Origin of the sequence: Pseudomonas sp. S4_EA_1b, from assembly GCF_016307435.1 — a bacterium.
In the GTDB taxonomy this organism is placed as follows: Bacteria; Pseudomonadota; Gammaproteobacteria; order Pseudomonadales; family Pseudomonadaceae; genus Aquipseudomonas; species Aquipseudomonas rhodesiae.
The window spans coordinates 14,829-37,755 of the sequence record NZ_JAEILC010000122.1; the positions used below are offsets into that span (position 1 = coordinate 14,829).

At 52.8% G+C, this 22,927-nt stretch carries 22 protein-coding genes; 5 read left to right on the forward strand and 17 right to left on the reverse strand.

From position 1 onward, the window contains the following. Position 1: 1 nt before the first annotated feature. The gene (trfA, locus tag YA0848_RS30510; RefSeq protein WP_065327379.1) at positions 2 to 943 is read left to right on the forward strand and encodes a plasmid replication initiator TrfA; all 942 of its coding nucleotides are present in this window, start codon (positions 2 to 4) and stop codon (positions 941 to 943) included. Between the two features lie 1,436 nt (positions 944 to 2,379). Here trfA and YA0848_RS30515 read toward each other — a convergent pair. Then, entirely contained in the window at positions 2,380 to 3,462 is a 1,083-nt protein-coding gene (locus YA0848_RS30515; RefSeq protein WP_065327378.1) for a DNA-binding protein, read from the reverse strand. A gap of 351 nt (positions 3,463 to 3,813) precedes the next feature. On the opposite strand from YA0848_RS30515, the gene YA0848_RS30520 reads away from it, so the two are divergent. From YA0848_RS30520 to YA0848_RS30530, 3 genes are all read left to right on the forward strand, one after another. Continuing rightward, positions 3,814 to 5,280: a hypothetical protein gene (locus tag YA0848_RS30520; protein WP_065327376.1), complete on the forward strand. Its 1,467-nt coding sequence runs from the start codon at positions 3,814 to 3,816 to the stop codon at positions 5,278 to 5,280. Positions 5,281 to 5,891: 611 nt separating this feature from the next. After that, positions 5,892 to 6,860 carry a DNA replication terminus site-binding protein gene (locus tag YA0848_RS30525; protein ID WP_065327375.1) on the forward strand — a complete coding sequence of 323 codons (969 nt, stop codon included), beginning with the start codon at positions 5,892 to 5,894 and terminating at the stop codon, positions 6,858 to 6,860. A gap of 79 nt (positions 6,861 to 6,939) precedes the next feature. Further along, positions 6,940 to 7,689, forward strand: coding sequence for a hypothetical protein (locus tag YA0848_RS30530; protein ID WP_065327374.1), 750 nt, complete (start codon positions 6,940 to 6,942; stop codon positions 7,687 to 7,689). A gap of 108 nt (positions 7,690 to 7,797) precedes the next feature. Here the strand turns inward: YA0848_RS30530 and YA0848_RS30535 are convergent, their stop codons facing one another. From YA0848_RS30535 to YA0848_RS30555, 5 genes are all read right to left on the reverse strand, one after another. Further along, positions 7,798 to 10,794 carry a conjugal transfer protein TraG N-terminal domain-containing protein gene (locus tag YA0848_RS30535; protein WP_065327365.1) on the reverse strand — a complete coding sequence of 999 codons (2,997 nt, stop codon included), beginning with the start codon at positions 10,792 to 10,794 and terminating at the stop codon, positions 7,798 to 7,800. A gap of 1 nt (position 10,795) precedes the next feature. Beyond that, positions 10,796 to 12,241 (reverse strand): conjugal transfer protein TraH, encoded by a 1,446-nt coding sequence (locus YA0848_RS30540; protein WP_232925215.1) that lies wholly within the window; start codon positions 12,239 to 12,241, stop codon positions 10,796 to 10,798. A gap of 1 nt (position 12,242) precedes the next feature. Beyond that, entirely contained in the window at positions 12,243 to 13,262 is a 1,020-nt protein-coding gene (gene traF / locus YA0848_RS30545; protein WP_083195983.1) for a conjugal transfer protein TraF, read from the reverse strand. Next, positions 13,259 to 13,585 (reverse strand): hypothetical protein, encoded by a 327-nt coding sequence (locus YA0848_RS30550; RefSeq protein WP_065327363.1) that lies wholly within the window; start codon positions 13,583 to 13,585, stop codon positions 13,259 to 13,261. The genes traF and YA0848_RS30550 overlap by 4 nt, the downstream gene beginning before the upstream one ends. A gap of 168 nt (positions 13,586 to 13,753) precedes the next feature. Next, a complete protein-coding gene (locus YA0848_RS30555) occupies positions 13,754 to 15,055 on the reverse strand; it encodes a tyrosine-type recombinase/integrase (protein ID WP_083195982.1) in 1,302 nt (433 codons plus the stop codon). A 187-nt stretch (positions 15,056 to 15,242) separates the two neighbouring features. Between YA0848_RS30555 and YA0848_RS30560 the strand changes: the two genes are divergently transcribed. Beyond that, positions 15,243 to 15,749, forward strand: coding sequence for a hypothetical protein (locus YA0848_RS30560; RefSeq protein WP_065327362.1), 507 nt, complete (start codon positions 15,243 to 15,245; stop codon positions 15,747 to 15,749). Here YA0848_RS30560 and YA0848_RS30565 read toward each other — a convergent pair. The 11 genes from YA0848_RS30565 to YA0848_RS30610 all read right to left on the reverse strand — a co-directional run bounded on the left by YA0848_RS30565 (position 15,704) and on the right by YA0848_RS30610 (position 22,720). Then, on the reverse strand, positions 15,704 to 16,159 hold the full coding sequence (locus YA0848_RS30565; RefSeq protein ID WP_198731480.1) for a hypothetical protein: 456 nt from the start codon (positions 16,157 to 16,159) through the stop codon (positions 15,704 to 15,706). The genes YA0848_RS30560 and YA0848_RS30565 overlap by 46 nt on opposite strands. Then, complete coding sequence (locus YA0848_RS30570) at positions 16,125 to 16,589, reverse strand: hypothetical protein (RefSeq protein ID WP_198731481.1); 465 nt, start codon at positions 16,587 to 16,589, stop codon at positions 16,125 to 16,127. The genes YA0848_RS30565 and YA0848_RS30570 overlap by 35 nt, the downstream gene beginning before the upstream one ends. A gap of 703 nt (positions 16,590 to 17,292) precedes the next feature. Then, positions 17,293 to 18,429 (reverse strand): DUF7146 domain-containing protein, encoded by a 1,137-nt coding sequence (locus tag YA0848_RS30575; protein WP_065327361.1) that lies wholly within the window; start codon positions 18,427 to 18,429, stop codon positions 17,293 to 17,295. Between the two features lie 139 nt (positions 18,430 to 18,568). Continuing rightward, positions 18,569 to 19,351, reverse strand: coding sequence for a hypothetical protein (locus YA0848_RS30580; protein ID WP_065327360.1), 783 nt, complete (start codon positions 19,349 to 19,351; stop codon positions 18,569 to 18,571). Positions 19,352 to 19,419: 68 nt separating this feature from the next. Next, a complete protein-coding gene (locus YA0848_RS30585) occupies positions 19,420 to 19,770 on the reverse strand; it encodes a hypothetical protein (RefSeq protein WP_065327359.1) in 351 nt (116 codons plus the stop codon). A 139-nt stretch (positions 19,771 to 19,909) separates the two neighbouring features. Further along, positions 19,910 to 20,041, reverse strand: a complete 132-nt coding sequence (locus YA0848_RS36480; protein ID WP_255302820.1) for a hypothetical protein — start codon at positions 20,039 to 20,041, stop codon at positions 19,910 to 19,912. 537 nt (positions 20,042 to 20,578) lie between these two features. After that, on the reverse strand, positions 20,579 to 20,956 hold the full coding sequence (locus YA0848_RS30590) for a hypothetical protein (RefSeq protein ID WP_065327358.1): 378 nt from the start codon (positions 20,954 to 20,956) through the stop codon (positions 20,579 to 20,581). Between the two features lie 116 nt (positions 20,957 to 21,072). Continuing rightward, the gene (locus YA0848_RS30595; protein ID WP_065327357.1) at positions 21,073 to 21,390 is read right to left on the reverse strand and encodes a hypothetical protein; all 318 of its coding nucleotides are present in this window, start codon (positions 21,388 to 21,390) and stop codon (positions 21,073 to 21,075) included. Positions 21,391 to 21,831: 441 nt separating this feature from the next. After that, positions 21,832 to 22,017, reverse strand: a complete 186-nt coding sequence (locus YA0848_RS30600) for a hypothetical protein (protein WP_065327356.1) — start codon at positions 22,015 to 22,017, stop codon at positions 21,832 to 21,834. Then, on the reverse strand, positions 22,010 to 22,282 hold the full coding sequence (locus tag YA0848_RS30605; protein WP_065327355.1) for a hypothetical protein: 273 nt from the start codon (positions 22,280 to 22,282) through the stop codon (positions 22,010 to 22,012). The genes YA0848_RS30600 and YA0848_RS30605 overlap by 8 nt, the downstream gene beginning before the upstream one ends. Before the next feature lie 171 nt (positions 22,283 to 22,453). Beyond that, a complete protein-coding gene (locus YA0848_RS30610) occupies positions 22,454 to 22,720 on the reverse strand; it encodes a hypothetical protein (protein WP_065327354.1) in 267 nt (88 codons plus the stop codon). Between the last annotated feature and the right edge of the window lie 207 nt (positions 22,721 to 22,927).

Sequence of the window (22,927 nt, forward strand, 5' to 3'; positions counted from 1 at the left end):
AGTGAAAAACGAAAATAAGGATGCTGGTCAGCAGCAGGGACTCGATCTTGAGCCTGCGAATCCTGCTGGCCGACGCTCATCCAGCGGGGGAGGGCAGAGGAAAGGGAGTGCTCTCTCGAGGATTGAACAGCGCACCCACGATATTCTCGAGAAGCAATCCAGGAAGCTCAAAGGCTGGGCTGAGGAGATTCGCGAGGCTCCAAACGAGCTACTTCGAAGCGCACTTTTTTCTGCCGGAAACAAGAACCGCCCCCGCGAGCACATCAAAAATGGCGAAATAGCCGCTTACGGGAACTGTCGGGTCCTTTATAACGGAGAGGAACTGAGACAGGACGATCTGGACGTATGGCTTGAGATCCTTCATGCCGCGCGTGATCAGGACCTCGATCAACCCATCTACTTCAACCCTCACGATATGAAGAAAGAGCTTCGTTACCCATATGGGACGAAGCATACAGAGCGGCTGAAGATGAACCTAACCAGGTTGAAAGCGACAGCTGTTGTGCTCCATTCCGATAGGCTGGAACGAGGGGTGTCGCTATCTCTGATTCGTAAATTTGAGTATTCGGACGATTCAGATGAGCAAGGCACTCCAAAAGACGACATGTGGTACGTCGAGCTCGAGCCAGAGATCGCCATTCTATTCGGCGGCGGTGTCTACTCAACGCGAATCGAGAAAGAGCAAAGGATGAACTTGAGTGGGAACCTGGCCAAATGGCTTCATGGCTTCTACGCCAGCCACAAGGACCCATATCCGGTTCACTACAAGACGCTACTCAAGAACGCTGGCTCACGCTGCTCAAGTGATGGGAAGGCTAAACAGCTCATCAAGGGTGCGATGGACGAGCTGAAGCTCTCAGGGTTCCTGAAAGATTGGCGAATGGATAAGACCGGAAAGGTAGAAGTCGAGCGGAATCGCTTCGCGGCAATCACCCAGGAGTGACAAGCCCAATAGAAACCCCGCAAACGCGGGGTTTTTTTTCGTCAGTAGAAAACTGATTTTGAGGTAAGAAGCCACCTGACCATGAGGTAACAGGGTAGGGCGCCCGAAGGAGAGAACGACCTAACTATGAGGTAAAAAATGGGTTTCTAGGGAAAGGCCCCCAAACCGGCCCGGCCAAGGGGGCTAATAGAAGCGTAAAAGCTTCTGGAGGGCTGATGTACCGTGGACCTTGGTTGGGTACCAATCGACGTAAACTGAGGCACCGAGATCCGTATGATCTAGAACTTTTACCCCATAGTCAGGGAAAGGGGCTTTGGAGCCTTACTTCAAAGTCAGGACGGCTAGATTCGAGATGAAGTGAAATCATAATTCCCTTATAAATCAGTGCCTTAGACTAATACTTACCTCAAGATCAGGAGAATTACCTCAAAGTAAGGTCGATTTACCTCATCTTGAGGTAATCACTCTGGCAGACCTAAACCCTTATGAATCAAGGCTTTGCGGCAGGTTCCTAGCAATCAAAGCGAAAAAAGTACGCTAATACCTCATAATGAGGACACATTACCTCATGGTGAGGTAGGAATACCTCACGGTAAGGTAAATTTACCTCTTAGTGAGGTAATTAGAAAACAGCTGAAACCCTTATAAATCAAGGCCTTCAGAGAGTTATCTACAGCCCTTAACCTGCTTTTAACCAGTATTTAACCTGCTTCTAACCGGTTAAGGGATTTGAGGAATTTCTTGAGGGGCTAAAAGCAAAAGCCTTCAGCGGGGGAGAGGTGGAATGCTAGGAGTATAGACGACCTGCAGTACCTCGAAGAATAGCCAAACACGTTGCTGCATCAAAGCCTGTCTGAGCTGAAAGCACCTGCAGCCCAAGAGCCCCAAGCTTGAATACAGCATCAGGCGTCATGGGCACCTTCACTGCGTACTCTGGTTGGGACAGCTTCACGTAAATCCGACGATGAGCGGGTTGATTGACCAGGTGGATCGACTTGTTACGCTTAGCACCATGGTTTCGAGCTTCAAACTCAACAGTCAGCCCAAGAACGCAACACAAGAGCCCAGGCACCTCACGATCTGACAGCTGAAGGATTATCTTGTTACCCCAATCGAATCCTGTACCTGCCTTGTTACAGCCATCTACGGATAACACAGGCGCCTGAGCCTCACTGCTACCCAGTTCGAATTTTAGCGCCCCATTGGATCCGTATACGTGAAAACCCAGGGGCTTCTCGCCTTGTTCAACCATCACTTCTCCCTCAACGAAGATACTTCGTTGCGTGACCTGAACCAGGGACTCATGCTTTGAATCCCCGCCCTATAGCCAATGATGCGCTACCAATCCTCGCAGCAAATCCGCGGATCAGGCCTCACATCCCGATCGATGACATCTGGAGGAGAGGGGGCTAGGACCGTTGTGGCCATCCCCCAATTCACTCGTCACCCTTCTTCGTAGGCTTACCCTTGCCAGTGGTAAGGCGCTCCATCAAATCAGCGTTCTGGCGCTGGACTTCCTGCAGAACGCCGGAGACCTTAGCTGCTTCACGCGAACTCTCTTCGGCATGGTGCCGAGACTGGGTTGCCTCATCTTTCAAGGACGCATGCGAGCGCTGTAGCTCAGCAAGTTGAGCGCTGACAGTAGCCACTTGATGTTGAAGATCTTCCGCCTGCTGCTGCTTAGTTTCGAGAGCGCCTCTCACACGCTGCAGCTCTCCAGCTGCCGCCTCAGCCTGGGCAAGCGCCTGGGCTAGTTTCGCCTGAGCATCAGAAAGGGCCGTTTGGCGTTGTTCAGACTGTTCATTGGCCGAATCCAGGCGTGCTTTAGCCGTTGCCAGGTTCTCACTCAAAAGCTCGAGCTGGGAGGCCGCTGCGGACTTCTGTTGCTCCATTTCCGAAGCATGGGCAACTCGAGCCTGGGAGAGCTCCTGCCGAACATTGGATGTCTCGATGTGGGCTAACCCAAGCTCTTCTTTCAGATCATTTGCCCGACGCTCGTTCTCTTCAGCTCTGGTCGACTGCTGGACAAGATTTTCCCGTGCTTCGGTTAGCTGCTGCAGGAGAGACTGGTTCTGCTGGGCAAGCTGCTCTTTTTCGCGTTGCACCACAGCCAGCGCTTCACGAGCCTCGTCAGCAGCAGCAACCGCTCCTTCATAGGCTTCAGCCAGTTCACGCCGCATCGTCTCGTTATCAGACCTTTCCAACTCCCACTTGGCCTCCGCATCTCGCAAGTGAGCATTGGCTTGCTCCTGAGCTGCCGCCCAGACAATCCCTACCGCCTCAAGGTGAGCTTGGTTTACCGGCTCAGGAACCTCCACCGTGACTAGTACCGGCCTAGCCGTTTGTTGGCGCTTCCACTCCCGGTAAACGATGGAGCAGATGTTCATGTCCGCCTTGGCTTTCGCTCGAACCTCAGCCTGCGTTGGGAACTGATCGCTGCGGCCGAGCTGGTCGTAAAGCTCTTCGATGGCGCTAACGATTCGAGCGCGTACTTCAGGATTGACGTTGATCGGTTCCATGACATGCTCCGGGAAGGATTACCATAAGAATAATATTATTATTATTCTTATTATGCAATTATGGATTACGCACTATGCTTGGCCAGTTCTGCCGGGCAGAGTCGTGAAGGCGAACAGGGTCCTGCCCGAAATGAAGGCGATCACGTACCGGGCGGCGATGGGGAGTGAAGGAGGTTGAGGGCAGAGGAGGGCAGTGATAAATTCATCGGCGGTGACAGTCGCACGCCATCCGCCCGCAAGGAAAAGCCACCACAGCGACTAGCTTCAAAACGTCAAGCACACTCCAGCTGACAACTCTCTGCGAACGCAGAGCGAGCGGGCCGTTCATCAGTCGTTCTGTGGGAGATTGTCATGAACACCCATTTCCCTGGGTTGAACAGTTTTGACCGCCGCGCCCTCGAGCTCGACGTCGACTACACATTCGCTTGGATCAAGAGCTCCCCATCAGTCTTCATCGAAGAGCTGCTGGACCGGATCAAGTTCTGCGCTCGAAACCTGAAGAAGGTTGCGGGTATCCAACAAACCAAAGCACTCGAAGCGCTTGCTGAATCCCTTTCTTTCAGCACCTGGCACGAGCTGCACAACCATCTGAATATGGCCAACAGCTTCGGCTCCGAAGGCGCCAATGATCAGTGGATCCTCAAACTCCAGACAGCACTCGTGCTCACCATCAAGGCGAAGCCTTGCTTGCCCTTAGGGCTCGAGCAGGCCGCGGCGATGCAGAGTTTTGCCAGCAACCTGGCTGAAGCGAGCGGTCAGACTGAACAGTTAGTCCTGGACGGAGTAACTGCAAAGCTCTGCGGTGCACTCACTTGGGAGGAGGTACTCACTCGATCTCCCCTACAGACAAAGTCGCCGCTGTATCGATTCGTCGTTGACAGCCATGACCCGAATGATTCGCGGTTTGTGACCAGCGACGCTTGCGATGAGTTGATCGAACAGATGTACGAGCTACATTCTGATTTCGAAGTAGTCAGCGATCAGGAGAGGGTGAGCATTCTTGCCTGGCTCCAGAATGCACTGAAGCAGCAGCCCCAGTTTTTCGAAGGGGGACTGATGCTGGCGTCATTGCTTGACGAGGTAGGTGATCCTTCAGCACTGACGATCGCGGAAAAGTACCTGGGTTTGGCCAATGCACTGGTTCCAAAGGGGTTCCGCAAAAAGATCTTGTGGGCCTGGCAAAGCAACCGGTTCTATCACCGCCTGCAGTATTTGGTGCTCGACATCCTCAACCGGGATGGCTCGACCGTTGGCGATCTGAATCGCGCAATCAAGGTCGCCAAGAAAATGTTGAGGCTAAACCCCAGCGACAACTTGGGGATTCGGTACTTGCTTCCGTTGCTGCTTCTGCAGATGGGCTGGAGTGATGACGCTTTGAGTGAGTGTGCCCGCTTCAGAGATGAAGACGGTGGAGAGGCGCTGCTGGTGAAGTCCTTCTGCGCCTATGCCAACGGCGATCTCAATGCATTCAGAAACGATCTCGTCGCCGCGCTTTTCAAGGTGCCAGCCTTGAGGTTGTTCTTGTTGGACGATCTCGATGAGCTACCTGATAGTGATGAAGGTTTCCGCGGAATCATTCCGGACATGGATTCGCTGACTCGCTTCGCCTGGCCGGCTTACCTGGTGACAGAGGGTCTCGAGGAAGCGTGCCGATCGGTTCTTGAGGATGAAATTCTCATCAAGGCAGAAGCTGAGTTGCGGGGGCTTTGGCACGAGATGCCGCGCGGGCCTTCAGCTGAGCGATTTGATGCCATGAGGAAGTACGACAATCGAGTTGCGCACTGGAAGAAAACGCTCGCGCAGCACTTCACCGGCTAATCTCAGCCCTCTCATTTGCTTGCCCTGGTGCCCACTGGATCTGCAGTCGGTCAGCGGGGCGAGTTCCTTCTTAAGCGGCGACTCCCTTTCTGCCGGGCCTGGCTCTATCTGGACCTGCCGGTGAGAGGCCGTGCATGCGAAATCACGCGAAAACCTTGTAGGGCATTTGTCGATCATTAGTCGATGTCCGTCTCGACGACGGCCGCATGGACAATTCATCGACTAACGATCGACAGCGTAAAGACGGGAGAGCCCGCAGATTGGGGGAGAAGGGGCCGCATAATACCACCCCTGTAGCACGTCTATCCCGTGATCGGCGCCCCTCCCACCTCCCACCTCCTACGCCGACCTGTACCTCCCCAAAAAGCCTGGACCGTGCCCGCCGGCGGCACTGTGCGGGACCTCTTACACCCTAGACCTGGCCCCTCCTTGACCGGCCCGCGCTTGCGCGATTGAAGGTAAGAGGGAGGAAAAAGGAAGGAAAAAAGAAGGAAAGATGTAAAGGCGGGCGGAATAGGGTGGGTGTGCAGGGAGGGAGGGTTGCGGTTACATACACACGTGCTACAGGGGTGGTATTATAGAGGTGGAGTTTGTGAACCGAGGACACGGCTATGCACGAACGAATCCAGGCGGCTTACGCCGAAATGCGCCAAGCAATCATCGCTTTCAACGAACGATGGCCATCTCTAGTGATCAGTGGGGTCGTATGGCGCCTGCCGCTGCTTACGGAGCAGAAAACGCCGGATCTGATACCGGTGACGCGGTTAGAGGGTGATAACGCCGTACAGGCAGCCGTAGAGGCGTTGCTGGCGTTCGAGCTCGACCTGGGCCAGGCACCAGGTACTGTCATTCGACTGCCTGGCTACTTCGTTCTTGAAGAGTCGGTGCTGGAGCAGGTGAGGGCAATCAACGCGCTGAAGGAAGCACTCGATGGAGCGATCGAGGTTACGCGCCTGGAATTGAACATGATCAAGGACGCGCGGCCGCGGATTATGCGGCGAGCGCTGGGGGCGAACTTCAACACCAATCAGCTGCTGCGCAAGATCCATTCCTTCGAAATGCCCCCGCGTCTGCTGACGTTCACTTGGGCCGGCCACACGCCTGGGACAACCCGAATCCCCGTCGGCCAGCTACGAGAGAAGCTCGAGGCCGAGGCGCAGCTTCGCGCCGATCGAGAGCGGGTGGCCATCGACACCACACCTGAGTGGCAAGAGTTGCGATCGCTTGTGAACATGGACGCCGGCGAGCACCTGGTGCAATACAAGAAGGTGGCTCCACATCCTCGCGCCATGCTCTGGTTTTCTGGAAACTCGCGGTACGATGCGATGATTCATGCAAACCTGCCGGTGTTTGTCGTAGCTGGCCCGGTGGATCTCGAGGTGGTTGAGTTGCAGAGCTTCAGCAGAGCCGAGCGTACCTCGCCCAGGGCGGACAAGAAGACGCGAGACGAGGCAGTCCGCCGACTCGACATTTACGTGCCCCCGAAGAAACGCAGAAAGCCAGCAAAGGCGCCAACTGTTGTAGAAGTGAATGCTGAGGCCCTTGAGCGATCGACTTACTCGCCGTCGATCGACAGTTAGCGGATACCAGTAGGGTAGGGGGGGTTGCAGTTTTGAGAGGCGGGTTAATCTGTACTCAACAGATAAAGGGGGATAACCCATGGACACCAAACGAATCATCCAAGCTGAAGCTGCTCGAGCAGAAGCATTGATCGGTAAGTACCTTGGCTTCTACGCCGGCGACCTGATCCTGACCGAGCTGAACATCATGGCCATCGACGATGTTTCTGACGACTTCAAGCGCTGCGTACAAATGATCCAGGATCTGCTGGATGCTTCGCCGTCGAAACAGGTGGCGCGAAACATGGTCAACCTGGTTGACGCGCTGACTGACCTGGTCCGAGTTCCCCGTCTCCGCCAGCCGCTCATGCGCATGTGGGAGATTGAGGAGACCATTTCCAGCGGTGGCTTCTGGTTCATCCGCCATGCAGTGGTGATCTTCATGGCGTTCTTGGGGGTATGTTTCGTCGACGATGACATGAACACCCGCGAGATGGTGATCAGCTATGCTGCCGGCCTGGTCGGATTCATCTCGTTGGCTCTCAACCTGACCCACTTCAAGGAGCCTGTCCGCGCATTTTTTATCGGAGTTCCAGTGGTTCTAGCTGGGTGTGCTCTGGTGACCGCGGCCGGCAATGAAACCCTGATGATGTTCGGGCTCATGCTACTGTCGATTGGCCTCTTCCTGAAGTCGGTGGTTGGCATGTTCCAAGACCGTAACAATGGGAATAGCGCTCCGTACGATGATGAGTCGAGTCGCCACGACTCGTCGTCAGCACTGTTCGAAGATGACGCCGACCCTTTCCTGCACAACCACGCTGGCTTCGTACCATATGCTGCAGACGACTGAGTTGCAGCAGCTACAGTGCCCCCGCCTAGGCGGGGTTTTTTTTATGGTGCATGGCGCACCACAAAAAAGCCCCGGCAATGCCGGGGCTTTTAGGTAGATAGTCCTTAACTAGTTGTTGTGCCTAATCACCATGACGTCATCAGTGCTTGATCCAACGTTAACCATCCGAATGTCTGCGAGTTGCCCGCCACTGCCGTCATCATGCAGACCTGCTTGAGTCAGTGCCTTGAACATGCCATCACGAAGCTCAGGATCCATGTTCTGGGATTCGGCATATGCGTTCCACTTCTCACGGGTCTCGCCACTCCAAACCTCACCCATTCTAGCGGAAGCAAACACCTCGGCTTGTGCTTCGTTTAGGTTGTAGCCCAGTCCTTCCTGGTGATATGTCTCGCGGTCATGCATCCCAGAGGAAACCTTGTTCCACATAGCGGAAACTGCGCCAAAACTCGTCTCGCCATACGTATAGGACCCGTTACCCAGACCGCGCAACCTGTTTTCTGCTTGGTCAACCTGAGGTTTTGCGGTGTCGCGGGCATAAACCTGGGCGTCGTTCTCCACGACCTTGTTTTTATTCTCGTACCGATCTTGGAGATTGAGCCCGTCAATCGCACTGTCACGCTCGGTTGCTACGCGACCATGTACGCCATGATCGGAAGCCATCGAACCAGCACCTGCAGCACGGTCTTCAACGCCCTGAACGTTTGCACCACGCAGATTGCTATTTTCGTTCGGGTTGATGTCCGCACCACCTAAAAGATCAAAGCGACCATTCTCTGCAAGCGTTTGAATAGCAGCGGCAGTTTCACGTCGGGACGGATCAAGAATCGAATCAAAAACGGCATAGTTCTGAGCGTTCCGCTCACCATACTCATTTCGAGCTGCATCAACCAATGCCGCGGATTGTCCGCGCTGCATCATCATGCCGGCGAAGGTATCAACGTTATACTTACCGTCATACCCAAACTGATCTTGAAGCGATTGCGCTCGCTGATAGCTTTCTTGGTCCGACATCGTTTTAGAGGCAGTTTGACTAAGTGTTTTAGTGTCGGTCTCACTAAGTACGGCAGACTCACCAGACTGGAAGTTTTTAGCAACATCGTAGCCTTTGGCACTGTCCAGTCCATTTTTAACAGACTGATCAAGTCCAACGCTCTTTGCAAAGTCCAAGGCATCACTAAGCGTTCGCTTATCGTTACGGTTCTGTTGGCTTGTCATATTGCCTTTTGCCCCAGCATCGATAGAAGCAGAGGGCCCGCCACCTCCGCCGGCAGAAGCTTTACCATTAACTCCAGCCGAGGTTGCGATTGAGGCAACAGTCGCATCAATAAGGTCAGAACCAAATCCAGCCTTTTTCATCGCATCGATGCCAGTCTGATAGCTGGTGCTATTCGACAACCCAAAAGTGCTGGACATGCTTTGCCCAACCCGAGCAGCGTCTGCAATCGAAGAGCTATTTTGGTATGCATTCCCAAATGCAGACGACATTTGCTCACTAAACTGCTGGGAGCTTTGCTCCGCAGTGGCTCGTGTGGATTGAACACTGTCGGAGAGCGTCTTACCGAAACTCACATTGCCACGGGTTGCATCAGAGCCCGCGAGGATAGTCCCTTTGTTAAGATCGTTGGTTGCGATAGGGCTAACGTCCAGGGCAGCTCCAACTTTCATCGGATCTGGTGCCACCATGTTTTCGTTGATTGTGTCACCACCACTCAGTCGGCTTGCAATACCACTAGCCGCTACAGATGTGCCGTATACAAGGAATAGACTAAGTGCCGGCACTGAAGACGCCATAAGCCCAGCGGTACCAATGAGACTCTCGATAACAGGCTGCATTGCAATCAGACCTTGGAAAGATATCCCTTGGCCGATATCGCCAGACGCCAAAGAAGCCTCGACTACCGCGGATATTTTGTCAGCACCATATGACAGGATGTATAGGTTAATGATGGACAACATCGGCATCCAAAGCATCATCCATACAAGAATCAATAGGTACTTAGAGATCAACCCAATACCAAACCCACCAAGCACCATTACGAATGCCATGAGCGGAGTAATTGCGTAGATAAAACCTTCAAAGAAAGTCATGAACGGACGCACGTACTGAGTGAACTTTGACCCTTCGGCTGCCCACTGAGTGTTCGTTTTCATCATGCTGTCATTCATCATGATCGCCGCGGCGCCCTGAAGCTCTTCAATAGCTTTCTCGCCTGGCGCTCTCTGAAGTACAGGGAGTAGGCTGCTAGCAATTGCAAAAGTTCGAGTATTCGTCGCGATCAAGCCTAGCCCATAAAGACTGTTACTAAGACGAGCCTCCATAGAGGCGTAGTCTGGTGCTGGCTTCCCGAGCTTCTTGAAACCAATGCGGCCAACGTCTTCAATGATTCCGTCCGCCTTAGGTTGGGTCATACCCATCAATTCATTGTGCGCTGCGGAGCAAGTCAAAGTTCGACCTTCAGGGCTAGACCCATCATAAATCAATGTGTAATACACACTTGATTCAAATTTGAGTCCTCGCAAAGGATCTGAATCGCGCATCATATTTTGTATGGCTCGCGCATCAGAACCGTACCCAGTGAAAGTGCACTCCTTCATGTAGTTAGTCCAGGAGGCGACCAGATTCTGGTTGCCGCCATCCTCAACAAAGGAAGGGATAGACATAATGTTCATTGAGATAGAGCGGAACTTTTGGAGAGTCTCCAGCGGATCGACAAACCCATAGCTCGTCATTCCAGGCGTGGAAAACGCTTGCTCAAAGGTATTGGTGATGTCATAGCCCAAATTAGACACGATCGAGCCTACAGCAACCGGGCCAAGCGGAACGTTATCAACAACGGCAACATCACCTGTGTAAACGTCCTCGACAAGAACAGTAACCTGCGGACCAAAGGCAGCAAGATAAAGAATCAGGCACACGCCTACTTTTTGAAACTGAATACCCGTATTGTTGAAGACAGCCTGAAAGCCGAGAATAAAAACTCCGATCAGTAAGCCAATTTTGGCAAGGTCTTCAATCTTGCCTGAACCCGAAATCATGGCTACTGAGTTAAGAATCTCTTCCAGATAGGCCGCGGAGCCAATAGAGTAAATTGTAAAGTCCATATCACTCTCCGCCTACAGGTGCTGCTGGCCCAACGGCCAGGAAACTCGTTGATGGCATAATCTGAAGCTTATTTTGGTAGTCGGCAAAAACAGCGTTAGAATTTCCGTAGTCCTGCAGTACAGCGGCGTAGTCTTCATTTACACGTTGACGTGCATCTTTAATAAAGGTCACCGCTTCTGGACCTTGGAGATCAGCCATCTTCGCGTTTTTCATACTGGCTTCAGCTGCGGCGATATACGATCGGACTAACGATGCAACTGCATCACGCGCAATCAGTCTTGCATGCTCCTGGACAAATCCCTGGGCGATTGACTGACTGCGTTGCGAGAGTCTTTGGATCATTGCGGAAAATCCGGTTTGCTGCAGAGATGAAATAACCTCTACCTCAGTCGAGGTAAAACTCCCCGTGTTGGTGGCCCACTTGTAGATGATTCCTGGCCCGCCATCACCACCGTTAAAGGCCTTGACTATTTTTGAAGCCAATCCATCAAAACTGATGTCCTTAATGTCCGGATCGGCACAATAATCTTGATCTGATGAGCAGTCATAGATCTTGATATTCTCATCCTTACGCCCCTCAATGATGTCTTTGAGGGTTATTGTCAGGGGCGGCAGGTAATTAATGTTTCGGGTTTGACCTTTTCCATCTTCAGCATTAGCAAGGTCGCCAATAACAGCGGACCCTACTAGAGAAAGAATCAACTCTTCAGTCTGATTGGACCCATACTGGAAAGTGGATTTAATGCTATTAGCCCGCATAGCACACCAGAGCACGTTACCGAAGTCTTTACAGATCGTCGCGTTACCTGCTTTTGCCTGTTCCGTCTTAGGGTTGCTACCTACTAAGTTGGAGGGCTTGAGTTGCGAGAAAACGTCACCAATACCCTTGGTAACGTTTTCTGTTGAAGCGTTCATATCGGTTTTAGCATCGAAGGCCGAGAAAGCCTCAGTAACAAGGCCTTGAGCTAACTGACAAGAGTTGGACATCAAAGAGTTGATGTCCTGCATCACTTCTTGCAAATTTTGGATTACGTTATGGACTGTTGGGCCCATTGCGTTCAGCGCTAATTTAAACGCATAGCCCGAGGCAACACCTACAGCGTTAGCCGCTACAGAGCGCAGTGACTGAACAAACTGCTGTGCATTGATAAAGCTGAAAGACCCCGCGAACATATCAATGCCGCCGCAACCGGCCTGGAAAGACGGGGGACGGAAAGATACCAGTGGGTCAGTGGCAATCTTGTTCCGTACCCGCATAGATCCGCCTGCGATTACCCCGCGAGTAGCGGTTTCAAAATAACCGCCACCCGTTGTATTCGACATGGACTCGAACATCGAATCCATTTGCGACTGAATGTTTGCGGATGAGATGCTCGGCATCAAGGCGAAGACTGTGGCGAATCCGATAGCCAGAGTTACCCGGTTCGGCATAATTTTTCTGGCCATCTTATTTACCCTCCATATTCTTTTTTGCAAGCTGAGTGCGCATGTACTCGATCAAGGCATCCGGATCCTTAAGCATCTCTTCCGAAATGCCTTCGGCATCTTCCATAGAAAGGAGCCCTGTATCGTTAACCGGCTGAGTTGAAGCGAAGGTCTTTTGATCAATTACATTTGCATCCTTGGCAGCAATCAGAATGCGGTTGTAAAGGACATCCAGTGTGATGGCGCCGTATCCCACAATCTCGGACTTGTTGGGCGGAATTGCCAAAGCAAGAGCAGGGGCTTGAAAGATCCCCAGCTTTTCAGCTTGGCCACTGTCTACTCTGTACTCTGCGAACCCGCCGTTAGGCAGGTTTTCCCCATCCATCGAAACAGGGATGACGGAAATACCCGTGGCGTGGTTCAGTGACTGGAGGACACCTGCCTGCTCAACACAAAGAGCGCAATCAGATTTGAAGAAGTAGAAGAGCCCGACCTTCTGCGAAAGGTCTTTTAGAACCTTGTCGCGACTGTCTGCTGCCATTTTGTTCATGGCGTTGGCCGCGTAAGTTGCTACAGGGCGACGGCTGTCCTCGTCCAGGAAGGGATCCTTCATAATCACTTTGGAAGACATTTCAGAGAACTTCGACGCCTTATCCATCATCATCCGCTGCATGTAGTAGTAGCGGCTGACGTTTTCTTCAGTCGGGCTATCGATGGCAATGTCGCGGTATGTGTCGAGATTGTCTCTCAACCATTTCACGCTGAAGATTGCTGGTTGCTCTGGCTGAGAAGCCGCTTCAGGCTCTTCATCTTTGGCTGGAGCAGGTGGGGGCGGAGGAGGAGGGGGAAGCTTTTTCTCTTCCTCCTCTTCTTCCTCTTTAGGATCCTTGTACCAGAACCAGCCTTCAGCTTTGCCCTTATAGAAGGTTTCACTGCCGGCAGCCGGCAACGAAGGTTCTTCGTCCTTCTTTTTTTCAGCTGCGACTGTCGATAGCGACAGCATTGCAGCGAGTACCGCTAACGTGATCCTGCGAGATGTCATGCAGTGGTCTCGCTTCCAGCATCGCCGTCACGAGCATCCAGAAACGAGGCCACGGCCTGAGTCTTAAAGAAGGTGCGGCGCCCTCTGCGGATCCGAGCTGGCTTTAAAGCCCTGACCCAAGCCAGGTGATCTAGATCTTTGCTGCCAATGCGCTTCGCGAAGTAGACCTTCGAGAAGAAGAGCAGATCTGCAACATCATCCCGCGGGATTGCGTCGCCAAATCGAGTAAAGAGGGCTTCGTAAGTGGACTGCTTTTCACAGGCGTCGCCGGCGCTGACATGGTTCGCCTGAGCGGAGCCAGCATGGGCAAGAGTCGTAAACATCTAGTCACCGCTGCATGCATCTGATTTCTGATGCAGCCATGCTAGGGAATAGACAGTGCCTAAAGAGTGGCTATTGAGCCCTATGGGAGGGACAGAACGTCAACCAACCTGAGCAGCGATGGAAGCCAGGGTAGGGTGGTTGGCCCGGACTCACCTGGCTGTCGACCTCTAATACCCTTTGACCGGAAGCCCCTTTACTGAAGACGCTCGCTTTCCATCCAGGGAGTCGTAATAGTTGTCCTGGGTTGTCGAAAGGCTTTCGTGGCCAAGGTCCGCCTGCAGGTCCTTCGGATCACGATATGGCGCATCAAAAGTGGCGCTTGTGTGGCGGAGCCAATGCAGGGAAGCTGCCCTCAGGTTCGTAATCTCATCCTCAGGCTGTCCTTCAGCTTTCATCCTTTCAACGGCACGATCAAAGACCCCCTGCACCAGGAGCCTAACGTGGCGATCGGAAAGCCCGGCCCTCCCTTGTTTTGATTTCAGGAGTGGCGTCTGCTCACCGGGAAATGGGAGAGGGGACAGAGAAAGCGTCGCACGGTAGCGCTTCAGATATTTCAGATACTCATGGCGAACGCTTACTTTTGTGCTCTTGTTGCCCTTGCGAATAGCGTGGTACCACCAGTCATCTCCAGACTTCTGGAAAGAACCCATGGTGGGCTCCCAGTTTTCCCGGCCTACCAGGTCAGAGATTCGGAGGTACAGGGAGAAGAGCGTGACCAGAATGAAAAGTGTTCTCTCGTGCTCCTCATCTTCATCAGCCATCAGTTCGGCGGTCTCAATCACAAAATCCCACTGAACTGCAGTGAGCGATCGGCCGCCGACCTCGCGAGTGCTCCTCTGTGTGTACCGCGACTTCTGCTTAATCGCACGGAAGGGATTAACCTCTGTGAGGTCCTCATCTATACAAAATTGATAGAAGCTTTGGCACGCGGCGAAAACCTGAGCAACCGAGCCGCTAGACATCTTGTAACCAGACGGCGAAGGTGCTTCGACGTTTGCTTCCTCAGCTAGCTTTCGCACTAGCTTCGGCTGTGTCAGGTTGAACGGTCTCCAGTCCTCATTAACCGTGTATGTGTCATCAGGCGACTTCTTACGACCACCAGCGCGGACAAACCTTGATTTAACGACCGGCCCAACCCAACTGGCCGGGGGTTTTAGGCAAAACTCCATAAACGCCTCAGCGTCTGTTCTGCGAAGCGAAAGGATTGGTTTCTTCACAATGAGAAGGCACCACAAGAGCAAACGCTCAACGTGCGTCCTGTATGAGTTGAAAGTACCTTCGTTCCCATCGTACGAGTGGAAAAACTCACGGACAGCTTTATAGCTTTCTATCGGATCAGCGGCCTCGCCAATCTGCCGAAGTAGGCCTATAACGATTGGACGCTCCTTCGAAAGATCGTTGAAATTGAGCTGGCGGAATTCACGATAAGAATCAAAGAGAGGAAAAGGCTTATCGATACTGGAAGACATCGCGGCAAATCCAGTTAACTGAGATGGTGGGTATACTCGCCCAGGAGCGATTTGCTTGCAATATCCGGGTCTACCTATTATCGGATATTGCACATGACAAAATGCTACCCTGCCACCCAGATCCAATCCGATTTTTCAAAAACTGGACCACCTCCGCTTTGTAGCCGTCGGCCTAGACCCAGCTTACATGACAGACGATTATCATCAGATACTGAGCATAGCCCAAAACACTCGCAAGATTTTTGAGGAGATGCTTGACCACTCCATTGGCTCGGCGACAACCAAAGGCACTTGCTTGTACGCAGCATTTCTTTGCGCCGAGGTGATTCGAAAATTCTCTGGATTCCCCACCCGGATTCGTGGCGGCGACGGGGAATTCAAGAAAGGAATCAACATCCAGGGTTCATGCCACGGCCACTACTGGACTGAGGTCTCTGTGAATGGATGCCGGTACATCGTTGACATCACCGCCGATCAGTTCGGCCTTCCCCCGGTACTCGTGGTCGACGCGATTGAGGATTCTCTGCGATACAGGCCAGGCCTACAGGCTGCAGTGGACGCACACGTCAACGACCTACGGCGTGAGCTCGAAAAGCAGCGCCATGTTGATGCTTCCACCTCGCAGCCAGCAGTAGCGCCTGGCACCTCTCAGTCCTCTGGTAGCATGTCGAATATCAGCGAAGGAAGAATTTGATAGCCAGTCTCCATGCTGACAAATTCTTCAATCTTCCCGATCCGCTCAGCAGTTTCCCCATCACTCTTTACGCCAGTTAGAGTAATGATTAGCGGATTTCCAATTTCGTCAAATTGAATTAAGCACCTTTTAAGAATAAAAGCTTCGCCATCACGCAGCCGCTGAACATAGCAATTCTCTCTATATCCAGCATCCCCAAGGATGTGATAGCAAATACCGTGTCTTACTAGTGGCTGCCTAATTAAGAAGTCTACTAGCTCATCACCTTTTAATGATTGCGCTTCTTCCCAGGCGTCAGGGCTATGCACTTTCATTAACGACATGATTTCACTGCGCAGACGCTTTACGTACTTCCACAACCGTCCCATGGCTTCTTCACCCAAGGTTGAGCTGGTAAACGGAGATGACACGCAAATAGCCTCTTTCATGATCAGGCGCAGTTACCAACATCCAGCCTCTGGGCGCTGCAAGAGTTTTTACATATTTCTGCTCAAATCCATGAGTCAGGATCTTCTTAAAAACAACTTCTGGGGGAAGCTCTACCTCTTCGGTTGCAGCACGGGCCAGGCTTTGTACTTTTGATAACATTTGATCTTTCCTTCCCTCAGACCTAGTCCGCTTGAAGTACTGATCAACCGCATGATGAGTGATGCCAATCTCACCGAACCGGTCGTTGGACACCGTCTGGTATGGGCAAGGACGGCCATCCCAGCGAGAGCAAAGGCCTCCAACATCAGTGACGTTGCTTAGCCAAGCTGGTTTTCGCTCAAGCCCTATACTTTCCATGCCGTAGAGCATAGCCCTCAATGCTGATGCGTAAGGACCAATTGAATCGGACATGGTTTTACCGAGCAGTAATGACCGGACAGAGGGCCTAGATACCGAAATGGCCAGGTTCCTGGCTGTCCGAAATTTCCCAGCAACCTCAAGGGATATCAAAAAAACCAAATACCATAAAGCTCAACGTAATCAAGTACATCAACATCGAAAGTACAATCAAGATGCACTTCCAATCGATGGAAATAACGATCATCTCCAGCCAAAGAGACTAGATATACATTTTCCCTATCTGTACTTTCCGTATAAAACTTAACATGTCGCAATGTCATTATCTTATCTCCGCGGGATGCACCAACTATCTCCCGCGCCCCGAAATATGCAACTCACTGCGCATACAATACCACAGGTCACGCCTAACCCTGATAAGCACTACCGCTCGTCAGAAGTAGGCCAAAAAAAAGGGCCAGCTATCAGCTGGCCCTTTTTTGTTGGTTGTGTTTCTCAGAGATTTTAGCTAGGACAGCCATCGCCTCTGTGCTGTACGGTCCCTCAAAGTGAATGGTCAACCCAGAGTTCATTGCCCGGATGTGCTCCGCAAAGCACCTGCTATACGAAGGATCCCGGTAACGAATCCTCATCAAGCTAAGGTACTCTCCCCCTCCTCCACCAAAGTCACTCGGTGGAGAGAAGGGGCAGACAAAGCTACCACCAGGCGTTGAGTCAACGACCAATGGGTCAAACGTCCAGGGTCTTCTAACGAACGTCATGCGCACTTCCTCTGGGCTTGCTGTCTCGGAAACCCGAGCAGCCCAAGCTCAATCAGCACGTCGTTCCAGTCGACCCCTTTCTCCCCGTCAGGGATCGGCAAGGGCGGAAGCATAATGGCGACCTTGATACCCAACTCCCACATGCGGACTTTGAGCTTCTTAGCAGCCTCCTCTCCCGTCCCAGACCGGTCCTTGTCAGCCCATACCCGAATTGCCTTTACGCCTTGATGGGGAACAAAGTTTTCAAGCAGGGTCGCATTTACCGTCGGAAAGCACTTCAAGCCTGTGGCCATCTCAACTGCCAGGGACGTTTCAGGTCCCTCAGCTAGATCGATTACCTCAGTCCACGGACCAGTGATGATGCCCCCGCCAGTGACTGTTCGGTCGCTGGGGTAGGAGCACATCTTTTTAACGCTCTCGATCGGCGCCTTCTCACCCTTCTCGGTCAAGTAGATCCGATGGATTGTGATCGGTACGCCGGCGTTGGTAACCAGGCAAATGATGGCCGGGAAGCTTCCCTCGAACTCGAGGTTTTCATTCCACGACTTCACCGACCGGTGAAAGCGGATAACAGTCTCCAGGCCTGGACGGTCCCAGCAAAGGATCTTTCGACCTTTGAGGTACAGCCTGGCCGGCTCAGCATCCGGGTGCGTCAAGGGTATGCTTTCACGCCAAAGGCATTTCAGCTTTTCCCGAGAACGCGCGTCATCAGCCGCCTGCTTCTCCTCGATCTCTTTCAGCAATGCAGCACGTTGAGATTCGTTCACTCGGTTGATAGCAGCTTGCGCCCTCTCATCTTCCTTAGAACGTATCCCTAACTCATGGGCGACAGCTTCTAGAGCTTCCGCAAATGAGCAGTTATTGGCCCACATGATCAGCGCGAAACCGTCAGGATACGCACCGCATGAGTTGCACATCCCACCCCCAGAGAGGTGGAAGTCCTTTTTGAACAGCTTAAAGCCGTCGCCACGCTTTTTGCTTCCCCTGTGGTGTACAGGGCAAGCAACGTGACTTCCAAGCTTCGTGAAGGCTTTGTCGGGAATACCAGGAATGAGCGCCTGAATGATGCGCTCCCATTGCCCCGCAGCCGCCTCCCTGACAACCTTGGCGTCGAAATTGTGTTCCTTAGACATCGAAGTACCTCCAGGTTAAGCCCGGCTCGGGGCTTCCCAAAACTTCCAGTACGGAGGCTTTGGGAAGCCCCGATACCGGGGTTGAGAACCCTGGAGAAACTTCGCCCCTTAGGGGGAAGTCCCCCAAGGGATGTGCTAGCTATGCCGCAGCCTTGAGTCTCGGCCGTAGCAGTTTTTGGTATGCCTCGCGGGCCATCGAAATGGCCTCTGAGACGACTTCACGACGCATTCCACCAAGGGAAGCATCGTTAGAATCACAACTGAATCCGCCGAGATACGACTCTGCGAGCACGGTTGAGGCGTCACCATCATCATCGAGAAGAGAGACAACGACCTTCGTGCCGAAGATGCTGGTTTTCCCCTCCAGGATGCTGCTGATCACACCATCCAACTGATCACCTTCGTCGTACAAATCGAAGGGACTGCAGTCTTCATCGTTGATCTTGAAAAGCTCAACGAGGAAGGACGCAGTACGAAAACGCCATGCCAGAGTGTCCTCCGATACGAAGCTTTCGATCAGCTTGTAGCCATCAGCAGAATTCTTGAAAGAGGCCTTCAGGATGTCATCCTCAAGAGCTCCTACAAGCTTATGCAGGGCAACCTTCTGAGCCACGCCGCCGTACTCACTGGCATCCGTCTGTTCGACGCACAGGGTGTCGATATTCAGGTCGACACTACGTTCATGAACATAGCGGCAGCTTCGGCTGCGGACGATTTCGAGGTCACAGTCAATGCTGGCCCAGATCTCTTGCGAAATCTCAGGAAGCAGCCTCGGCCCAAGAACGGCGATGTCGAGCGAACCAGAGAACGAGGATCCATCGCCCTGGCAGTATCCCAGACTCCAGCGAATGTCGCCGGTGGGGTAGCCAAGTTTTTGGAGGTTGCGAGTCATCAGGGTGGTGACTGCGTTGGAAAGGGACATGAGACTTCTCCAGCTGAGAGAGGTCTCGAACCCGCAGGGGTTGAGACCCCTGTGGGTTTAAGGAATAGCTAGGCTGCTGTTGCAGTCTTTGCTTTGTAGCGGATGCGTTCAACAAACTGGAACCAATCTTGGTGGCCATGACTGACCACCTTTCCATCAAAAACGATCACTCTCCGCTTGCCGGCATATCCCATGTCGATGCAGTACATCGTCATGTCTTTGCCGTTGGGATACTTTTGAAGCAAGTCTGCTGCTACGCGGTAGTGACGCAGTGTCATCGCTCTCGAGATGATCTTCGCCTTACCGCCGCAACGCACCACCGCTTCAGCCTCAACACCACGCATTAACGCTTCAGCCTCACCGGTGGTGAGGTTCATCGTCTCGCGAAGCAAGGAAACAAGCCGAGGGTAGGATTTCATTTCTTCTTTCCCTCCCCCGCTTTCGGATCCAGGCCAACCAGCGCAGACATCATCCGAACGAAGCTATCGTCGGAATATGCATGCAGCGGCAAAACGACTCGGTTCGGAGTCGCTGGTTTTTCCTGGGGTTTCGGCTTAGTCATTCGGTAGCACCCCCACAAAAGCGAACACGGCCGCGATTTCCATCGCAGTGAACCAGTTGACCTTTGAAGAAGTAGTAACCACGACCGACCACCATCAGTTCGGAAATCGGTACATTGAGAATCGACATGCACACCTCCTAAATCAGAGGTGAAGCCGCTGCCCAAGTGGGGGCAGAGACCCCACTGGGTTGATGCTGGATAGGTCCAGCTGCCTTCAAGCCCAATCTCTCATGAGACGGAGCACGAACTTGATTTCGAAAGCCTTGCTTTTGAAATCAAACTCCCAACCATCGGGCCAGGCCTTCCGAAGAAGGTTCTGGCCCGGTTGGGTGACCGATTTCCATTACTGAAGAATGAAAATGATCAGATTGACGATGAAGTCGATCATGACGGAGTCCTCGATGTGAGTGGAGGGTCCGCCCAATGGGAGGACCCCATTGGGTTTAGATTGCTGCTGAAGGAACGCGCAGCTGCGCTATCGACCACACGCAACATTGCGCGAGGAAGAATTCTGCTTTGGTAAATTTCGATTTCCAAAGCACCCTTGACGGTGGTGCTTGATAGGCGAGTGCCTAGAAGAAGGTGCTGCGAACAGCTGAGCTCAATATAGCACCTGATTTTGGCTAGGTGAAGATGGGGAAGGTTACCCTTCCCCATCGCCTGACTTAAGCCGTGCGTTGACTACGCATTTCCATATCCATCGACCTCAAGAGGTCCAGGGAGTAGGTGCGCAGCTCTGCGGCAGTGATGTCCGTGAGAACAGCACTCAGGTCGTGCACCAGCTGGATATGCTCACGCAGATCCTCCGGTGTTTTCACACCACGGCTAGCCATGGTTTCCAGCGTGCCCAACTGCGCAACGGCCGCCTTGCACTTGATGTATGCAGAACGGTCAGCGACATCGAGCAGCAGGATCTTGTTGAACCCCTGGGTATCCATCTCACCGAACAATTGAGCACGCCGCTTCTCGATAATTTCCTCGTAGTGGCTGAGCTCAAGTGCAGGGTTAATGTTTTGCAGGTGGATCACGTTGTTATCTGTCATAGGACCTCCAAAAGAAAACCGAGGCCCTACCCCTGCGGGGAAGATGCCCCGGCAGGGTTTTGCTGCGAACGCAGCGTGTAAATCGAACCCTTATGGGCTCGACTGTTCTTTAGCGATTACCACCGCGACTCAACGGCATCCATCATCTTGCGCAAGCGCGGAAGAGGAAGCTTTTGAAGCCAAGACTGGGATTCGCCGGTTTCGCGATGCAGCAGTACTACCAGTCGATCATGCTCGGCGAGCTCATCAGCACTGGAAAGCTTCTTCACGTTCAGTTGAGACTGGATCCACTGGAGATTCAGTCGTTCCGAACTGGTGAGTAATTTAGCCTCATCGACCTCGAGGCCGAGGCGATGGAAGACACCAGCACGAAAAGCCAGGCTATGAACTACCTGCTCCATGCCAGAGCTGCAAAGGGCTTGATGAAGATTCATGGTGACTCCTGGTACTGGAGACACCAGCCCCATTAGGGGGAGATGCCCCCAATGGGTTGAGCGGCTAAGCCGCGTTGATGCTGCATAGAGTTGCAGCTGACTTTCAGCTTGAACGCACCATGGCGGTCAAGTGAATACCGTTGACCACATCACTCACAGCGAGAGTCATCTGGTCACTGGTATCGAAAGAGCCCTCTCCGGCCGTAGCCGGAGAGGGTTGAAACATACAGCTTGCCTACTTTTCCTTCGCCATGCTTTGCACTTCTTTGACAGCCCCGACGAGGGGAGCAAAGTAGATCGCCGGCGCTGATTTCGCAGCGGCGGAAACTTCGCGCCAAACACGATGAAGTGACTCTGGAATTCGCATGCTCATTGCAGCTGCTCCGTTAGGGCATCTACCTCAAGAATACTCCTCACAGAGGTTCCCTGAAAGGGAAAAAGCTACGCGAGCTTCGGTTTTGCCAAGGGTTGCGGCTGCAGTTTTTTCCACTGCAAAGCCACGCCGGTAAACGCTCCCACAAGGGGAGCGAAGTAGATCGCCGGCGCCGCACGAGCAGCTTTGATCACCTCGGCTATGCAGCCCTTGATAGGACCAGAAGCCCCTTTGTCGCTGTTTGCTTCATTCATTTTTGAGCTCCTTGATGGCCGACCAGGTTGTGAAGCCGAGGAAAGCCAAGAAGAGGATTGCATCCATAATCAGGATGGCGTACTCCAAGAATTGAAGGATGGTCAGAGTAACCTCTGAAACCCCCCAATCACGGAGCTTGTGCACCAGCCAGCCCAACAGCACTGATGGTGTGCCAACGATTATGAATATGATCGAACCCACCACTGCATGAGTGGCGAAATGCACGATCGGTGCGTACCAGGGTGGGTGTTCTTTGTGAGACATAGGACCTCCTACTTGGAAGACTGGAGGCCCCTCCCCTTAGGGGAGAACGCCCCCAGGGGTTGTGATGCTGGCAATGCCAGCGATGCTATCTCCAGCTGACGGAATGCCGGCGGGAGAAAATTTCGAACGAAACGGCTTCTCAAGGAGCTGTTTTGAGCTCCTTCAGATTACTCAGGCCGCACGAATATTGACGATCTCGGACTCCGGGATGCGAATTCCGTAGTGGTCGGCGTCGTGGTACATCAGCGAGCTTTTGTCCTCAATGAAACTGAGATCATCAACTATCCACTGATCAGCGTACCCTTCTCGCTTTCCAACCTTCGTGCCGGCCGGCACCGTTGCTGTGTACTTCAGCTTGCTACCCGAAGCGCCGAACTCTACGGTGAGCTCAGAGCGAGTTTCACCGACGTGAGTGCAAGAAGTGAGTTGCGATTTCATGTTAACTCCAAGACTGGGGGCTACCGGCCCCAACGGGCGAGTAGCCCCTTGAGGGTTTAGGCAACTGCCCATTTGATTGCTGCATACGGAGCAGCTGCCGTCTTCCTAGCAACCAACAATGGTCACTAGAGAAATGCCTTTAGTAAGGCCAGCTTACTGAAAGCATCTCGCCATTTGTCGAATGGTGATTCCTCTGATGGGGGAAGT

What these genes read in the sequence shown, in the direction of transcription:
- YA0848_RS30605 (WP_065327355.1), bottom strand. Translation starts at nt 22,282, where the DNA reads ATGTCTCACAAAGAACACCCACCCTGGTACGCACCGATCGTGCATTTC.
- YA0848_RS30515 (WP_065327378.1), bottom strand. Translation starts at nt 3,462, where the DNA reads ATGGAACCGATCAACGTCAATCCTGAAGTACGCGCTCGAATCGTTAGC.
- YA0848_RS30520 (WP_065327376.1), top strand. Translation starts at nt 3,814, where the DNA reads ATGAACACCCATTTCCCTGGGTTGAACAGTTTTGACCGCCGCGCCCTC.
- YA0848_RS30585 (WP_065327359.1), bottom strand. Translation starts at nt 19,770, where the DNA reads ATGAAATCCTACCCTCGGCTTGTTTCCTTGCTTCGCGAGACGATGAAC.
- YA0848_RS30525 (WP_065327375.1), top strand. Translation starts at nt 5,892, where the DNA reads ATGCACGAACGAATCCAGGCGGCTTACGCCGAAATGCGCCAAGCAATC.
- YA0848_RS30575 (WP_065327361.1), bottom strand. Translation starts at nt 18,429, where the DNA reads ATGTCTAAGGAACACAATTTCGACGCCAAGGTTGTCAGGGAGGCGGCT.
- YA0848_RS36480 (WP_255302820.1), bottom strand. Translation starts at nt 20,041, where the DNA reads ATGTCGATTCTCAATGTACCGATTTCCGAACTGATGGTGGTCGGTCGT.
- YA0848_RS30580 (WP_065327360.1), bottom strand. Translation starts at nt 19,351, where the DNA reads ATGTCCCTTTCCAACGCAGTCACCACCCTGATGACTCGCAACCTCCAA.
- YA0848_RS30530 (WP_065327374.1), top strand. Translation starts at nt 6,940, where the DNA reads ATGGACACCAAACGAATCATCCAAGCTGAAGCTGCTCGAGCAGAAGCA.
- YA0848_RS30555 (WP_083195982.1), bottom strand. Translation starts at nt 15,055, where the DNA reads ATGTCTTCCAGTATCGATAAGCCTTTTCCTCTCTTTGATTCTTATCGT.
- YA0848_RS30595 (WP_065327357.1), bottom strand. Translation starts at nt 21,390, where the DNA reads ATGAATCTTCATCAAGCCCTTTGCAGCTCTGGCATGGAGCAGGTAGTT.
- traF (WP_083195983.1), bottom strand. Translation starts at nt 13,262, where the DNA reads ATGACATCTCGCAGGATCACGTTAGCGGTACTCGCTGCAATGCTGTCG.
- YA0848_RS30540 (WP_232925215.1), bottom strand. Translation starts at nt 12,241, where the DNA reads ATGGCCAGAAAAATTATGCCGAACCGGGTAACTCTGGCTATCGGATTC.
- YA0848_RS30600 (WP_065327356.1), bottom strand. Translation starts at nt 22,017, where the DNA reads ATGAATGAAGCAAACAGCGACAAAGGGGCTTCTGGTCCTATCAAGGGC.
- YA0848_RS30590 (WP_065327358.1), bottom strand. Translation starts at nt 20,956, where the DNA reads ATGACAGATAACAACGTGATCCACCTGCAAAACATTAACCCTGCACTT.
- YA0848_RS30610 (WP_065327354.1), bottom strand. Translation starts at nt 22,720, where the DNA reads ATGAAATCGCAACTCACTTCTTGCACTCACGTCGGTGAAACTCGCTCT.
- YA0848_RS30550 (WP_065327363.1), bottom strand. Translation starts at nt 13,585, where the DNA reads ATGTTTACGACTCTTGCCCATGCTGGCTCCGCTCAGGCGAACCATGTC.
- YA0848_RS30560 (WP_065327362.1), top strand. Translation starts at nt 15,243, where the DNA reads ATGACAGACGATTATCATCAGATACTGAGCATAGCCCAAAACACTCGC.
- YA0848_RS30570 (WP_198731481.1), bottom strand. Translation starts at nt 16,589, where the DNA reads ATGTCCGATTCAATTGGTCCTTACGCATCAGCATTGAGGGCTATGCTC.
- YA0848_RS30535 (WP_065327365.1), bottom strand. Translation starts at nt 10,794, where the DNA reads ATGGACTTTACAATTTACTCTATTGGCTCCGCGGCCTATCTGGAAGAG.